Source organism: Kitasatospora sp. RG8 (assembly GCF_017813315.1).
GTDB lineage: Bacteria > Actinomycetota > Actinomycetes > Streptomycetales > Streptomycetaceae > Kitasatospora.
In genome coordinates, this window is the sequence record NZ_JAGIYX010000008.1 from 24096 (window position 1) to 39660 (window position 15565).

Consider the following 15565-nt stretch of genomic DNA (forward strand, 5'->3'; position numbering starts at 1 on the left):
GGGTACGTCAGTGCAGGTGCAGCTGCCAGTCGGCGGGGACCTTGCCGCGCGGGCCGGGCACCGGCTGCGAGTCCGGATGCGCGGCGGGCGCCGCCAGTTCCGGCCCCTCGTAGTACTGCTCGGTCTCGACGTTCCACAACCACGCCTCACCGGGCTCGAAACTGGCGAGGAACGGGTGCCCCGCCTCCCGGGCATGCCTCGTGCCGTGTTGCGAGGGCGAGGAGTCGCAGCAGCCGATGTGCCCGCACGCGGCGCAGCGCCGCAGGTGGAACCACCACCCCGGCCCGTCCCCCGCCAGGCACTCCACACACCCCTCTCCGCTCGGCCGCGCGGAGGGGTCAATCCCCCGGATCGGGCTGTCAGCCATGGGACACGCCTCCCGGTGAGGGCTCGGCCGGGCGCGCCTGTCCGGCACGTCGGGGCCGCAGCCGTCGGACCGTCTCTTGGAATCCCAACCAGCCGGCCCGCACGGGGATTCCGTGGCGAGCAGCAGCGGGCGGTCCCGTCGTCCCGGGCGGGCCGGGCCGTGCCGTGCCGTGCCGTGCCGTGCCGTGCCGGATCGTGCTGCCCCGGGTCGTGCCGGGTCGGGCCGAGCCGACGGGAGGCGGTCAAGGCGATTGCGACCTCGACGTGATCACGAGGGCCCGGCGGTGACCTTGAAGGTGGCGACCGGCTGTGCGTGACTGGAGGGAGCAACAGTGGCCCGGCCGACATCGAGGTGCTCCGGATGGGATTCATCGGCACGGTGGGGCTGGTGCTCCACCCCGAACGCATCTGCGCGCCCACCGTGGAGGCCGTGGTCCGTTGGAGCCGGGCCCGGGGGACGAAGGTCCTGGGGCTGGCCGCGGAAGTGGCACGGATCGGCTGCGACGCGATTCCGGTCGGGGCCGAGGAGATGACCACGAGCGCCGACCTGATGATCAGCCTCGGCGGGGACGGCACCATGCTGCGCGCCATGCGGCTCGCGACCGGGGGCCACGCGCCCGTCCTGGGCGTCAACGTCGGACGCCTGGGCTTCCTCGCCGAAGTCGACATACCGGAACTGCCCGCCGCACTGGACGCCATCGACGCCCGACGCTTCACCGTGGAAGCCCGCTCCGGCGTCCACGCCCGCTTCGGGGCCGCCCAGGAGACGGCGCTCAACGACGTCGTGCTCCTGCGCAGCCCGGGACACAAGTCCGCGGCGGTCGCCGTACGGGTGCAGGGTCAGCCCTTCGTGGCCTACACCGCCGACGCGGTCGTGGTCGCCACGCCGACCGGCTCCACCGCGTACAGCTTCTCCGCCGGCGGCCCGATCGTCTCCCCCAACGCGGAGGGGCTGCTGATCACCCCCGTGGCTCCGCACGCCGCGTTCAACCGCTCCGTCTTCCTCTCCAGCGGCGAGCGGCTCGACCTGGAGGTCCTGCCGCACAGCGGCGACCTCGCCGTCGAGGCCGACGGCCTCCTGGCCGGCCACGTCTCACCGGGCGACGTCGTCGAGGTGACCATGCTGCCCGCCGCCGCACGCGTCGTCCGGCTCGGCCACACCACGTTCTACCAGCGGGCCCAGCGCAAGCTCCGGCTCACCGGCTCGGCGGAACACGGCTGAGCACCGGTCCGTACCCTTGACCCATGACCCCGGAAGAGCTGGCCAACCTCGCGCACCTGCGGCGCGCGCGGGACCTGATCGACCGGGAGTACGCACGTCCGCTCGACGTGCCCACGATGGCCGGCCACGCGCTGATGTCGCCGGCACACTTCTCGCGGCAGTTCCGGGCTGCCTACGGCGAGACCCCGTACAGCTACCTCATGACCCGCCGGATCGAGCGCGCGATGGCTCTGCTGCGCGCGGGCATGAGCGTGACCGACGCCTGCATGACGGTCGGCTGTACGTCGCTGGGCTCCTTCAGCTCGCGCTTCACCGAGGTGGTGGGCGTCACCCCGAGCGTCTACCGCAGCCGTGAGCACGCCGCCGTCACGGCGATGCCCGCCTGCGTGGCGAAGCAGCGCACCCGCCCCGCGCGCGGCGGACCGACGGGCGGACCGGTGGGCGGACCGGTGGGCGGATCGAGCAGGAATCGAGAAGCGGACGACCGGTCCGCCGCCTAGCGTTGCCCGCATGGACATCGCACTTCAGTACTGCCACATCACCGTGAACGACCTGGACGACTCGCTCTCGTTCTACCGCGACGCGCTCGGCCTGGACGTCCGCAACGACGTCTCCTCGGGCGAGCACCGGTGGGTCACCCTCGGCAGCGCGGCCCAGCCGGACCTGGAGTTCGTGCTCTCCGAGCCCCACGCCGGCCGCTCCCAGGCCGACGGCGACGCCCTCCAGGCGCTGCTCACCAAGGGCGTGCTGCCGATGATCGTCTTCCGCACCGACGATCTCGACGCCGCCTTCGAGAAGGTCCAGGCCTCCGGGGCCGAGGTGCTCCAGGAGCCCATCGACCAGGCCTGGGGCCCGCGTGACTGCGCCTTCCGCGACCCCTCCGGCAACATGGTGCGGATCTCGCAGGCGAAGAAGTAGCGCCGGCCGGACATCCACGGCGGGCCCGGCGCCCGCACAGCACGGAACCGAAGAGGCCCCTCAGCCCCCAGCGCCGAGGGGCCTCTTCGGCTGCTCGTCAGGAGGGGCCGACTACAGCACGGATGTGTAACGGACTTCCCGCCCTCTTGTGAATGCTATTTCACATTACTATGTTACACATCACATCGCCGACACAGGTCGGCCCCTCCCGCACCCCAACTGCGGTGAGGAAACGCCTGCCGCCTCCTCCCCCGGCAGACGCCACGCACCACGCGCGACCCCCACACCTTCACCGGAGGAACATCAGTGCCCCCCACCACGTCCGTTCGCAACGCCCTGCTCTCGGCAGCCCTCACCGCCGCCCTCGCCGTGCCGCTCATCCAGAGCGCGCAGGCCGCGGCCCCCTCGGCACCCGTCGCGACCCAGGGCGCCGCGTCGGCCCAGGCCGCCCCGGCCCCGGCCGACCAGGCGGCGCACCGGGCCGCCCCCGGCGGGGCGGGCTCGGCCGGCCCACAGGGCTGGCCCGGAGCCGCCGCGCTCCAGCCGACGACCGGCAGCCAGCCGGGCGACCCCGCCGCCCCGGCCCTCGCGGACGTCGCCGGCCAGGCCACCACCTGCTCCCCGGAGGCGTTCACCTCCCTCTCCCCGGCCGCGCTCGCCGACTTCCTCTCCGACCGCAGCCACACGTACCAGAAGTGCCTGCGCCCTCTGCTGGTCAATTGGAACGTTCAAACCGCCAAGGTGATGACGCCCGCGCACGTCCAGGCCGTCGCCAACCGGATCACCGAGCTCGCCCCGCGCTTCGACGGCGCCAACAACCTCAACCAGCAGGAACTCTGGTACTTCCTGCACGTCGCCGTCCTCTTCGACTTCGGCCACGCCGAGATCGACATCTCCGACGCGGCCAGTGTCGGGGCCATCGACCGGGCCATCCGCGCCTACACCGCCAACCCCCGCGTCCTCGACCCCACCAGCACCAACGGCGACACGATGGGCGAGCTGCTCCAGACCAGCACCGCCCCGGGCCTGCGCGTGGCCCGCCTCCCGCTGGTCAAGCAGGTCCTGCGGATGTTCGCCCCGGGAAGCCCCGTCGTCGGCGACCACGGCTGGAACTGGGCCGTGCAGGGCGCCCTCCAGATCAACTTCCAGGGCATCGAGAACGTCGGCGAGGACCCGCAGGGCCTCTTCCGCGCCGCGGTCGCCGCCGACGCCGACTACCGCCAGGCCTTCCGCGCGTACGCCGGCTACACCCACCTCAAGGGCACCGACAGCGAGTGGGCCGCCGGCGACGCGATGCTGGAGTACGGCCGCTTCGCCGGCATCGCCTCCCTCAAGGCCGAGTTGACCGCCGACATCGGCCCCACGCTCCAGCAGGCCACCGGCGTCTTCGGCCGGCTGAGCCGCCCCTGGGGCAACCTCGTCGGCCCGGTCAACAGCCTCGGCCTGTGCGGTCAGTACAACGTCTGCCGCGAGGTCCTGAAGCAGGAGTTCTTCCCCAACACGTACACCTACGACAACGGCTCGCTGATCGTCCGCACCGCCCTCGACCGCGCCACCGCCGACCAGCTCTACTACGCCACCAAGCAGGTCAAGGCCCAGTTCTTCCGCGTCCTCGGCACCGACCAGCCGCTCACCGGCGACAACCACCCCGTGCTGACGGTCCAGCTGTACGACACCAAGTCCCACTACCAGGCGCTGCAGTCCCCGCTGTTCGGCATCGGCGACGTCAACAACGGCGGCATGTTCCTGGAGGAGCAGTCCAGCTTCTACACCTACCAGCGGACCAGCACCGAGTCCTACTTCAGCCTGGAGGAGCTCTTCCGGCACGAGTACACGCACTACCTCAACGCCCGCTGGGCGATCCCGGAGGTCGGGTACACCGAGCGCTGGCCCGGCGCCGCCACCTTCGCCATGAACGAGGGCACCGCGGAGTACTTCGCCGGCTCCACCGGCAAGGACGGGGTCAAGGCCCGCAAGTACATGGTCCGCCAGATCGGCTGGGACGACCAGGCCGGCACCCCCCGCCTGAGCGTCGACCGCATCCTCCACGCCACCTGGGAGGGCGAGGGCTTCTCCGCCTACCCGTACGCGGCGACGTTCTTCAACCTGCTCGGCGAGAAGCACCCCGACCAGCTGGCCGAGATGTACCGGCTGCTGCGCGCCGACGACCTCGACGGCTACAACGCCTGGCGCGACCGCCTCGGCCGCGACGCCGCCCTCCAGCGCGAGTACACCGCCTACCTCGACGCCGAGATTCCGCTCGCCGACTCCCTCTACGTCCCCGTCACCCACTACACCGCCAACGGCAGCCTGACGTACGCCTGGGCCTCCGAGGTCCAGAACGCCTTCGCCGCGGCCACCCAGAACACCCCGGTCTGCAAGGACAACGCCGACTGGAACAACAAGATGCGGTTCAGCTGCACCGGGCGCATCACCGCCAACCTCACCAACTCCGCCGACGCCGGACAGGTCCGCAAGGACATGGCCGCCACCATCGACCACTTCCTCCTCTCCCGCGGCGGCGCCGCCGCCAACAACCTCGCCGACATGAACTGCTGGTTCGGCAAGGTCGACGTCTGGCCCACCGGCCGGGCCGGCAGCGCCGAGTACTCGTGCGAGGGCCCGCTGCGCCGGTAACCGCGCAGCCGCACCGGCCCCGGGGCGGACACGGGACCCGTTCCCGTGCCCGCCCCGGGGCGCGTGGCGCACCCGGGCGCCCGGCCACCCGGGCACCCGTCGGCGCCGAGCCCGGGCGGCCCCGGCGCCGTACGTTGTTCCTGTGGCACGGAGCGAACGAGCCGGCCGGCTCGCACCCCCCAGCTGGCTCACCGCGGGCCTGCGGCCGCACTCGGCGCCGATCCCGTGGGCCGCCGTCGCCCGGGCGGCCGTCGCACTCTCCGCACCGCTCGCGGTCGGGATGGCTGCCGGGAACCCGGGCCAGGGCGCACTCGTGTCGATGGGCGCGCTCTCCGCCGTCATCGGCGACACCGCCGACGCCTACCGGATGCGGCTGTTCAACATCGCCGTCCCCCAGCTCTTCGGCGCCCTCGGCGTCACCCTCGGATCGCTGGTGTACGGCCAGGGGTGGACGGCCGTCGCCGTGCTCACCGTGACCGCGCTGGTCTCCGGCATGATCTCGTCGATCGGCGCCGTCGCCTCCGCCTCGGGGCTGCTGCTCCTGCTCAACGCCGTGGTCGGCGCCGGCCTGCCGATGCCCTCGCCCTGGTGGAAGCCGCCGCTGCTGCTCGCCCTCGGCGGGCTGGTGGTGCTGCTGCTCACCCTGTTCGCCTGGCCACTGCGCGGCGGCGTGCCGGAACGGACGGCGGTCGCCGCGACGTACCGGACCGTCGCCGACTTCCTCCAGGCCGCGGGCACACCCGTGCACGACGAGCGGCGGCAGGCCGTCACCCACTCCCTCAACGAGTCCTACGACCTGCTGCTCGCCCACCGCACCCGCCGGCACGGCCGCTCCCCCGGCCTCGCCCGGCTGATCGCCCAGCTCAACTCGGTGATCCCGGTGGTCGAGGCCGGCTCGGCGGCCAAGCTGCGCCCGCCCTCGCTCGGCCCGCTGCCGCAGGCGTACCCGGCGGCGGTGCGGGAGCTGGCCGCCACCGTCGAACAGGGCCGGCCCGACACGCCCGCGCTGGACCTGCCGCCGCCCACCGGCCCCTCCGAGCGCGCCATCGACCAGGCGCTGCGGTACGCGGCCGCCGTCGCCGCCGAACCCGCCCCCGACCCGTTCGGCCCGGCCGACCGCATCGGCCGCCCCGCCGCGTTCCGGGTCCGGGCCCGGCGCACCGCACGCGCGGCGCTGGTCTCCGGGGCGTCCTGGCGGTACGGCCTGCGGCTGGCGCTCTGCATCGGCCTCGCCCAGGTGCTGGTCTCGACGCTGCCGGTGCCCCGCTCCTACTGGGTGGCGCTGACCGTCACCTTCGTCATGAAGCCCGACTTCGGCTCCGTCTTCTCGCGCGCCGTGCTGCGCGCCTTCGGCACCGCGGCCGGGCTGCTGATCGCGATCCCGGTCCTCGCCGAAGTGCCGCGCGGGTGGTGGGACGTGCCGATGACGGCCCTGCTCGCGATGCTGATCCCGGCCTTCTCGGCGAAGGGCTACGCGTTCCAGACCGCCGCCATCACCCCGGTCATCCTGATCCTCTCCGACCAGATCAACCACCAGGGCTTCCAGCTGGTGCTGCCCCGGCTCCTCGACTCCCTGCTCGGCTGCGCGATCTCGCTGATCGCCGGCTACCTGCTCTGGCCGGAGTCCTGGCACACCCGGATCGGCGACCGGCTCGCCGACGCCGTGGCGGACACCGCCTCCTACGTCACGCTGGCCTTCGCCGCGGCGCCCGGGCGGGACCAGGCCGTACGGCTGCGCAACCGGCGCCGGCTCTACCGCGACCTGTCCACCGTCCGCTCGGAGTTCCAGCGGGCACTCACCGAACCACCGCCGACCGGGGCGCTGGCGGCCGCCTGGTGGCCGCTGGTGATCGCGGTCGAGCGGATCGTGGAGGCCACCACGGCCACCCGGGTCCGGATCGACCACGGCGACCCGGCGCCGCCCGCGGCCGAGGTCGCGGCCATCACCCGGGAGCTGAACGAGCTGGCGGACGCCCTGCACGCGGGCGCGGAACCGGCGGCCCCGCCGACGCAGGCCGGCCCGGACGGCCCGGACGGCTCGGACGGCCCGGACGGCTCGGACGGCCCCGAGGAGCAGCCGGACGGTGTGCTCGCCCCGCTGCACCAGGAGGTCCGGGCGGCCCTGGCGATCGCCGCCCCCGACCCCCTGGGCTGAGCGCGCACGCCCGCCGAGAAGCAGGCCGCGAGCGGGCGGGCCAGGCGGGCAGGCTGAGGAACGGGCCGGCGGGCTGACACCCGGCCTGACGGCTGGTCAGACGGCCGTGTCCTGGTCCTGGATCCGCCGCCAGGGGCGGTCCGCCTCCAGGGCGAAGGCCAGTTCCAGCAGCAGCCGCTCCTGGCCGTGCGCCGCCGACAGGTGGACGCCGATCGGCAGGCCGTTGCCCGCGGCCTCGGCGGGCAGCGCGATCGCCGGTGCGCCCGTCACGTTGTTCACCGGCGTGAACGCCACGTAGCGGTGCAGCCGGTCCAGCAACTCCTCGAACGCGACGTTCGGGCTCAGGTGGCCGATCGGCGGGGCGGTGTGTGCGAGCACCGGCGAGAGGATCACGTCGTGGTCGCGGAACAGGCCCGCGTACGCCGCCTCGGCCTGCCGGAGCCGGCGCAGCACCCCCGGCAGCCGGTGGAACTCGCGGTGGAAGGAACGCCGCAGCCCCGACGTCAGTCCGTCCAGCTTCCGCGCCTGGAAGCCCGGGTCCAGCACGAGCCGGCCGGTGGCGGCGATCAGGAAGGCGATGTACCCCCAGTAGGCCGTGAAGTCCCGGGAGAACTCCTCGCCGAACGGCAGGACCGCCGGCGTCACCTTGTGGCCCATGGCCTCCAGCCGCCCCGCCGTCCGTTCGACCGCGTGCCGGGTCGGGGCGTCGGTGACCGCCACCGGGGAGTCCACCACCAGCCCGATCCGCAGCGGCCGGTCGCCGGGCCCCTCCACCAGGCCGATCGGCGGTAGCGACGGGTTGCGGTGGTGCCGCTCGGCCGCCGCGAAGAAGGCGGCGGTGTCGCGGACCGAGCGGGTGACCACGCCGTCGGTGACCAGGTCGATCGGCAGCCGCCGGCCCTGGTCGTTGAGGACGGTGCGGCCCCGGGTCGGCTTCAGCCCGACCAGCCCGCAGCAGGCCGCCGGGATACGGATCGAACCGCCGCCGTCGTTGGCGTGCGCGATCGGGACGACGCCCGCCGCGACCAGCGCCGCCGCCCCGCCCGAGGACGCCCCGGGCGAGTGCGAGGGCCGCCACGGGTTGCGCACCGGCCGGGCCTCGGCGAACTCGGTGGAGGCGTTGAGGCCGAACTCCGGCAACCGGGTCTTGCCGAGCACGGCCAGGCCGGTGCCGAGGAACTGCTCGGCGAAGCCGGCCGTCCGCCGCGCCGGCTTGGCCCGGAACGCCGAACTCCCCTGCCCGGTCGGCATCCCCCGCAGGTCCACGTTGTCCTTCAGGTAGCTGGGCACCCCGAACAGCGCGCCCCGGTCACCGGCCGGCGCGCTCCGCGGCTGCCCGTACGCGGCGAACGCGACCGGCGCCAGCGCCGCGTCGACCTGCTCGGCCCGCGCCACGGCGGCCGCCGCCAGCTCCGCCGGGCTCACCGCACCGGCCCGCACCAGGGCCGCCAGCGCCACCGCGTCGTGCTCCCCCAGCGCATCGTCCCCGAACGCGTGGACCCGCTCATCCGCCATGCGAACTCCCCATCCCTACCGGCCGGTAATGCGCGCGAGCTCCGCAGTCTAGGCGCGGACGGTCCGTCCGGACACCCCGTCACCCTCCCGGAAACCGGCTACTGCCGGCCGGCCCCGACCGGCCATGATGGCGCCGTGACCGACAGGACGAACGAGACGGACCGGGCCGCGTCCGAGGCGCTGGGCCTCTGCGTGGTGGCCAACGTCGCGCAGGAGACCGACCACGGCGAGGGCGGGCTGGAGATCCGCGCCGGCCTACGGCACTTCGCGCCCGGGGCCAAGCTCTGGATCGCGCCGCCGCGGTGGTGGAACGGCCATGTGACCGTGGCCGGCCGGCACCGGGGCAACGGCCGCCGCTACACCACGATCGTCGTCCAGGAACGCTTCCTGGAGAACTTCCGGGTCGGCGCCGTCCACAGCCCGGCGCTGCACCGCGCCCTCGGCGGCGGGTCCTGGAGCGCGGAGGAGGCGGAGCGGTACGTGCGGTACCGGGCCGTTCCCCGGCTGGCGGCCCAGGTCCAGCGGGCGGGCGAGGAGTTCTTCCGGTACGCGACCGCGGTCACCGACCCGCCGCCCATGGAACTGGAGCACGAGGGCGTCACCTACCACCTGGCACACTTCAACGCCAGGCGCGCCCGCTACTCACCGCTGCCGCCACCGGTCGAACCCTCTCCGCCCTCCCCGCCGGTCGGCGGCTGAGGCCCTCGGACGCCTCCCCTCCGTCTCCCGAAAGTGGTCACCATGCCCCAACGCCCGGTCGCGGTCATCGGCGAGTGCGTCGCCGACGCGTTCGCCGAACCCTCCGCCGAGCACCGGCCCGGCGAACTCGCCCTGCGCGTCCTGCCGGGCGGCGGCCCCGCCAACACCGCCGTCACCCTGGCCCGGCTCGGCACGCCCACCCGCTTCCTCGGCCGGATCTCCGCCGACCCGTTCGGCGCCCTGTTCCGGCAGCACCTGAGCGCCTCCGGTGCCGACCTCGGCGGCTGCGTGGACGCCGCCGAGCCGAGCACGCTGGCCGTCGCCTCCTTCGACCCGCAGGGCCAGGCGAGTTTCACCTTCCACGCCGAGGGCACCGCCGACTGGGCGTGGACCTCCGACGAACTCGCGGCCCTGCCGCTGGCCGGCGCCGGCTGCCTGCACACCGGCTCGCTCGCGCTGGTCCGCGAGCCGGGCGGCCCGCGGATCGAGGAGCTGCTCGCCCGCGGCCGGGCCGACGCGACCGTCTCGATCGACCCCAACGTCCGCCCGCTGCTGGTCGATCCGGCCGTCTACCGCGCCCGGCTCCCGCGCTGGTGCGCGCTGGCCGACATCCTGCGGCTGAGCGTCGACGACCTCGACCTGCTGATGCCCGGCGTCACCCCCGAACGCGCCTGCGACACCTGGCACCTGGCGGGCGTCCGGCTGGTCGTGATCACCCTCGGCAGCCGGGGCGCCCTCGCCTCCCTGGACGGCGAGCGGCTGACCGTCGCCGCACCCGCGACCACCGTGGTCGACACCATCGGCGCCGGCGACTCCTTCACCGGCGGACTGCTGCACCACCTCGGCGGACTCGGCCGGCTCGGCGGCCGGCTCGACGGACTGACGGTGGAGGAAGTCGGCGACGCCTGCCGATTCGCCGCCCGCGTGGCCGCCCTGACCTGCGCCGTCGCCGGGCCCAACCCGCCCTGGCAGGCGGACCTCCACGGGGACGCCGGGGCGGCCGTCCGGTAGCCCCGTACCCGGCGGGGACGGACGGGAGCGCCCCGAGCCCTCGACCCTGGTCGGATCTTGATCCGACCAGGGTCGGACACCGCTCGGACATTGATCGAACGATACAGTCCGATCAGGCTAAGGCGCCGTCCGGATCAGCCCGGGGAACACCATGGCCATGTCGGCCGAGGAGCGTCGGGAGCTGATCCTCGACGGCCTGCGCGAGCCCGACGGGCCCGTCCGACCGACCGACCCGCGAAATGGCGGCCCGGTGCCCCGCGCCCTGGAACCTCGTCGATCAAATGATCCATGCGATCAGATCGTGACAGCGCCCGGCCGCCCCGCCGAGGCCCGAAATATCTGGGCAGAAGGCCCCCTTCGGCCTCGCCCAATCCTCCTGGCCGGCGATCATATCGGATCACTTGATCCCATTCCCTTGACTCCGATCGAATGCCCGCCCCAAGATGGCGTGCATTCGCCCCCACCCTCGCGGTCCGCGGGCCACCACGCCCCCGTCCCGGACTGCGACCCCGCCCCCTGGAGCCGTGCATGCCCTCACGTTCGTCCTCCCGCCGCAGAGCCCTCCGGGCCGCCGCCGGCGCCACCGCGGCCGCGCTCTGCGCCACCCTCCTCGCGGCCTGCGGCAGCGGCGGCGACAGTGGTCCGGACGCCCCCGCCCTGGTGCCGGTCGCCAAGGCGGCGTTCAGGGCGGACTTCTACGGTGGCCAGGACATCTACGCGGTGTACTCCGACGCGGCCAGGTCCATCAGGCCGAACCGGCAGTGGGGCCTCCCGCAGAGCGGCAGCGTGCAGGGCGCCCTCGACGCCGCCCAGCAGGCCACGCTCGCCGAGCTCAAGAACCACGGCCTCAAGACCCGGCAGTGACGCACCGCACCCCGCGCACGGCACCCGCCCACGCCACCGCCCGCCCGGCGCGCGGCGGCGACCACTCGCCGGGCCCTGCCACCCGACCGACGGCCGCCGGCCCGCCCTGACGCGCAACGGCGCCACCCCCGTCGGCACCGCCCTCGCCGGCACCGCCCTCGTCGGCACCGCGCGCAGTCGCCTCGGCCGCCCCGAACGCGACCCCTCGCCGGCTACGACCCGCCTGCCGACGAACTCGCCTGCCATACAGGGGAGTTGCCGTTCACCCACCCGTCGACCGCGAGGGAGTCCGCGAGGACTCCCGGGACGGCGTCCACCGCGCCGCGTCCCACCCCCGAGGGCCCTCACACCCACCCCGGAGGGCCCGGCCGCTCACCCCGGCTCGCCCGGGCCGCCGGACCGGCCCTCCGCCCGGCCCGCCCGCCTATCCTGCCCAGCAGCCCGAGTCCCCACCGAAAGCCGGTCCTCATGCTCGACTTCGACGACACCGGATTCCGCCGCGGCGGCGCGCCGCACCGGATCATCTCCGGCGCCGTGCACTACTTCCGCATCCACCCCGACCTCTGGGACGACCGCCTGCGCCGGCTGCGCGCCCTGGGCGCCAACACCGTCGACACCTACGTCCCCTGGAACTTCCACGAACTCCCCTCCGGCGAGTACGACTTCACCGGCTGGCGGGACCTCGGCCGGTTCGCCGAACTGGCCCGGGCCAACGGTCTCGACGTCATCCTGCGCCCCGGCCCGTACATCTGTGCGGAGTGGGAGTTCGGCGGCTTCCCGGCCCGGCTGCTCGCCACCGACGGCCTGCGGCTGCGCTGCGCCGACCCGGCCTACCTGGCTGAGGTCGACGGCTGGTTCGACGCCGTGGTGCCCGAGATCCTGCCGCTGCTGGCGAGCCGGGGCGGTCCGGTGGTGGCCGTCCAGGTCGAGAACGAGTACGGCAGTTACGGCAACGACGCCGCCTACCTGGCCCACCTCCGCGACGGCCTGATCGCCCGGGGCGTCGACTGCCTGCTGTTCACCGCCGACGGCGCCGAGGACACCATGCAGCAGGGCGGCACGATCCCCGGCCACCTCGCCACCGCCACCTTCGGCTCCCGGCCCGCCGAGCGGTTCGAGGTGCTCCGGCGTCATCAGCCCAAGGGCCCGCTGACCGCCATGGAGTTCTGGATCGGCTGGTTCGACCACCTCGGCGAACCGCACCACGTCCGGGAGGCCGGGGAGTCCGCCCGCGCGCTCGACGACCTGCTCGCCACCGGTGCCTCCGTCAACCTCTACATGGCGCACGGCGGCACCAACTTCGGCTTCTGGGCCGGCGCGAACCACACCGGCACCCGGCCGGAGGACGCCGGCCACCAGCCCACCGTCACCAGCTACGACTACGACGCGCCGATCGGCGAGGCGGGCGAACTCACCGCCAAGTTCCACGCGTTCCGGGCCGTCATCGGCAAGTACGCGCCGCTGCCCGAGACGGAGCTCCCCGAACCGCTGCCGCGCGTCACCCCGCAGCGGATCGAACGCCCGACCGGGCGCGCCCGTCTGCTGGCCGCCCTCGACACCCTGTCCGCCCCGCTACACCGGGCCGCTCCCGAGCCGATGGAGAAGGTCGGCCAGTCGCTCGGCCTGATCCACTACCGCACCCGCGTCCCCGGCCCGCGGGCCGCGCTGCCGCTGCGGATCGACGGCATCGGCGACCGCGCCCACGTGTTCGCCGACGGCGTGCCGCTCGGCGTCCTGGACCGCAACGCCCCCGACGGGACCCTGCCGCTGGAGACCGGCCCGGCCGGCACGACGCTCGACATCCTGGTCGAGGCGCTCGGCCGGGTGAACTACGGGCCACTCCTGGAGAACGACCGCAAGGGCATCGGCCGCGGGGTCTCGCACGGTCACCAGCGCCTGTACGACTGGGAGATCCGGCCGCTGCCCCTGGCGGACCTCGGCGGTCTCGCCTTCTCGGACACCGTCGGGGCGAGCGACGGCGACCCGGTCTTCCACCGCTACGAGGCCGTCCTCGACACGCCCGCCGACGCCTTCGTCGCCCTCCCCGGCTGGGGCCGCGGGCTGCTCTGGCTCAACGGCTTCCTGCTCGGCCGCTACTCCCACCAGGGCCCGCAGCGCACCCTCTACGCCCCGGCCCCGCTCTGGCGCGCGGGCGCCAACGAGCTGGTCCTCCTCGAACTGGAGACCCACGCCGAGGCGGTGGAACTCCGCGACCAGCCCGACCTCGGCCCCACCGCGGCCGCCCCCAGCGTCGATTACTGAGCCGCCACCGCGCCACCGGGCGGCACACGACGGCACGGCACACACGACGGCACGGCCCCACCCGGCCGGTTGCCCGCGGACCCCTCCGCGGGCAACCGGCCGCACCCATGACGTCACCCCCCACGAACGCCTGCCCCCACCGGCTCCGGCCGCGCCGCACGCCGCCGAGATGCCCGGCAGCACGCCCGATGCCGGGCAGCACACCGCCCGGAGCCCGGCAGCACACCCGGAAACGATGGTGCTACTGTCGCTAGCATCATGCTGCTGAAGCTCGATCTCGCGGACAGCCGCCCCCTGCACGAGCAGGTGGCGGGTGCGATCCGCCGCGCCATCGCCGAGGGCGAGTGCGCGCCCGGCGACCGACTGCCGCCCGCGCGGGAGCTGTCCCGGGCGCTGGGCGTCAACGCCAACACCGTCCTGCGCGGCCTGCGCGCACTCCGGGACGAAGGGGTCCTGGAGTTCCGCCGCGGTCGCGGCGTGACGGTGGCCGCCGGCGCCGACCAGCGGGCCGAACTGGCCGCCAAGGCGGCCGCCCTGGTCGCCGAGGCCGCACGGCTGGGCTACAGCAGGACCGATCTCGTGGAACTGATCAGGAGGCTGCCGTGAACGGCGGGGGGAACCGGATACGTGGTGCGTGGTGGAGCGCGGCCGCCTGGACGGCCGGGGTCCTGGCGACCCTGGTCGCGATGCCGCTGGCGGCAGCCGGCCGACTGCCGGACGAGATGGCCACCCACTGGGGCTCGAACGGCCACCCGGACGACTCGATGCCGTTCTGGGCGGTGCCGCTCTTCCCGGCCGGACTCTGGGCGGTCACGGTACTGTCCCTCGCCCTCACCGTCCGGTGGACCGGCGCCGCGGCACGGTCCTGGGCCGGCGTGGTGCTGCTCTCCGGAGGTGTCCTGCTGACCGGTGCCCAGGCGTCGATCGTGCACGCCAACCTCGACCGGACCACCTGGGCGGACGCGGCCCCGGTCGGATTCGAGGTCGTCGTCGTCCTGGCCGCTTCGGCGGCCGCCGGTCTGCTCGGCCACCTCGCCGGTCGTCGCGCCACCAGCGCGGAAACCGCCCGGACCGGCGGAACGACCGATCGAACGACCGATGGAACGGCCGGCGGACCGAATGACGGAACGGCCGGCGGATCGAACGACGGAACGACCGACGGCCCCCGGCTCGACGTCCCCGCCGGCGAGCGCTTCGCCTGGCTCTCCCGCACCGTCAACCCCTGGCTCCAGCTCACCGCCACCCTGTTCGGCCTGGCCGCCACCGCCGGCGTCGGCGCCGCGGCCGCCGGCCTGGCCGACGTGCTGTGGGTGGTCGCCCCCGCGCTCGCGATCACCGGCGTCGCGGTGTCCGCCTGCTCCACCGTCCAGGCCCTGGTGACGCCGAAGGGGCTGGAGGTCGCCTTCGGCCCCTTCGGCTGGCCGGTGCGCCGCTGGCACCTGGACGCCATCGAGTCGGCCCGCTCCGAACAGCGCACCCCGGCCCAGGTCGGCGGCTGGGGCTACCGCCTCAGCGGCCTCGGCACCACGGTGATGCTCCGCCGCGGCGACTGCCTGGTCGTCCACCCGCGCAAGGGCTCCGACTTCGCCGTCAGCGTCGACGACGCCGAGCGCGGCGCCGCACTCCTCAACTCCATGACGGCCCGGCCCGCCGACCGCTGACCGGGAGCCGCCCCGCACTCCCCCGCCACACCCGCGACCGCGACCACGACCACGCCCACGCCCGCGGCCGCCCGGAGCGCCTCGCCCTCGCGACACGCAGGCCGCCCGGGCGGCTCTGCGGCGCGTGGGCAGCCGCTGCGCCGGTAGCGTTCGGGGGACGGCCGCTGTCGATCACGCTGCTCGCCCGCCCGGCCGTCGAAGCCGTCGATCACCGACCGGCCGCCGCGCTGCGCGAGCCCCGGCCGTGCACCACCG

Annotated in this window: 13 protein-coding genes; 11 read left to right on the plus strand and 2 right to left on the minus strand. The window is 74.4% G+C overall.

Annotated elements, in window-relative coordinates:
* Positions 1–7 precede the first annotated feature (7 nt).
* A complete protein-coding gene (locus tag J5Y04_RS14470; RefSeq protein WP_209412413.1) occupies positions 8–367 on the minus strand; it encodes a UBP-type zinc finger domain-containing protein in 360 nt (119 codons plus the stop codon).
* 360 nt (positions 368–727) lie between these two features.
* Between J5Y04_RS14470 and J5Y04_RS14475 the strand changes: the two genes are divergently transcribed.
* The 5 genes from J5Y04_RS14475 to J5Y04_RS14495 all read left to right on the plus strand — a co-directional run bounded on the left by J5Y04_RS14475 (position 728) and on the right by J5Y04_RS14495 (position 7298).
* The gene (locus tag J5Y04_RS14475) at positions 728–1588 is read left to right on the plus strand and encodes an NAD(+)/NADH kinase (RefSeq protein ID WP_245204823.1); all 861 of its coding nucleotides are present in this window, start codon (positions 728–730) and stop codon (positions 1586–1588) included.
* A gap of 23 nt (positions 1589–1611) precedes the next feature.
* A complete protein-coding gene (locus tag J5Y04_RS14480) occupies positions 1612–2088 on the plus strand; it encodes a helix-turn-helix transcriptional regulator (protein WP_209412414.1) in 477 nt (158 codons plus the stop codon).
* A gap of 10 nt (positions 2089–2098) precedes the next feature.
* Positions 2099–2506, plus strand: coding sequence for a VOC family protein (locus J5Y04_RS14485; protein WP_209412415.1), 408 nt, complete (start codon positions 2099–2101; stop codon positions 2504–2506).
* 306 nt (positions 2507–2812) lie between these two features.
* A complete protein-coding gene (locus J5Y04_RS14490; protein ID WP_307853110.1) occupies positions 2813–5143 on the plus strand; it encodes a collagenase in 2331 nt (776 codons plus the stop codon).
* 142 nt (positions 5144–5285) lie between these two features.
* Positions 5286–7298: an FUSC family protein gene (locus tag J5Y04_RS14495; protein ID WP_307853111.1), complete on the plus strand. Its 2013-nt coding sequence runs from the start codon at positions 5286–5288 to the stop codon at positions 7296–7298.
* 96 nt (positions 7299–7394) lie between these two features.
* Here J5Y04_RS14495 and J5Y04_RS14500 read toward each other — a convergent pair whose 3' ends face one another.
* On the minus strand, positions 7395–8813 hold the full coding sequence (locus tag J5Y04_RS14500; protein ID WP_209412416.1) for an amidase: 1419 nt from the start codon (positions 8811–8813) through the stop codon (positions 7395–7397).
* Between the two features lie 135 nt (positions 8814–8948).
* Between J5Y04_RS14500 and J5Y04_RS14505 the strand changes: the two genes are divergently transcribed.
* The 6 genes from J5Y04_RS14505 (at position 8949) to J5Y04_RS14530 (ending at position 15310) form a co-directional block, all read left to right on the plus strand.
* Positions 8949–9512, plus strand: coding sequence for a hypothetical protein (locus tag J5Y04_RS14505; protein ID WP_209412417.1), 564 nt, complete (start codon positions 8949–8951; stop codon positions 9510–9512).
* Positions 9513–9554: 42 nt separating this feature from the next.
* Complete coding sequence (locus J5Y04_RS14510) at positions 9555–10523, plus strand: carbohydrate kinase (RefSeq protein ID WP_209412418.1); 969 nt, start codon at positions 9555–9557, stop codon at positions 10521–10523.
* Positions 10524–11051: 528 nt separating this feature from the next.
* Positions 11052–11387 (plus strand): hypothetical protein, encoded by a 336-nt coding sequence (locus J5Y04_RS14515; protein ID WP_209412419.1) that lies wholly within the window; start codon positions 11052–11054, stop codon positions 11385–11387.
* A 468-nt stretch (positions 11388–11855) separates the two neighbouring features.
* Complete coding sequence (locus J5Y04_RS14520; RefSeq protein ID WP_209412420.1) at positions 11856–13649, plus strand: beta-galactosidase family protein; 1794 nt, start codon at positions 11856–11858, stop codon at positions 13647–13649.
* Between the two features lie 258 nt (positions 13650–13907).
* Positions 13908–14255 carry a GntR family transcriptional regulator gene (locus J5Y04_RS14525; RefSeq protein ID WP_209412421.1) on the plus strand — a complete coding sequence of 116 codons (348 nt, stop codon included), beginning with the start codon at positions 13908–13910 and terminating at the stop codon, positions 14253–14255.
* Entirely contained in the window at positions 14252–15310 is a 1059-nt protein-coding gene (locus J5Y04_RS14530) for a DUF1648 domain-containing protein (RefSeq protein WP_307853112.1), read from the plus strand. Before J5Y04_RS14525 ends, J5Y04_RS14530 begins: the two co-directional genes overlap by 4 nt.
* The last annotated feature ends 255 nt before the right edge of the window (positions 15311–15565 follow it).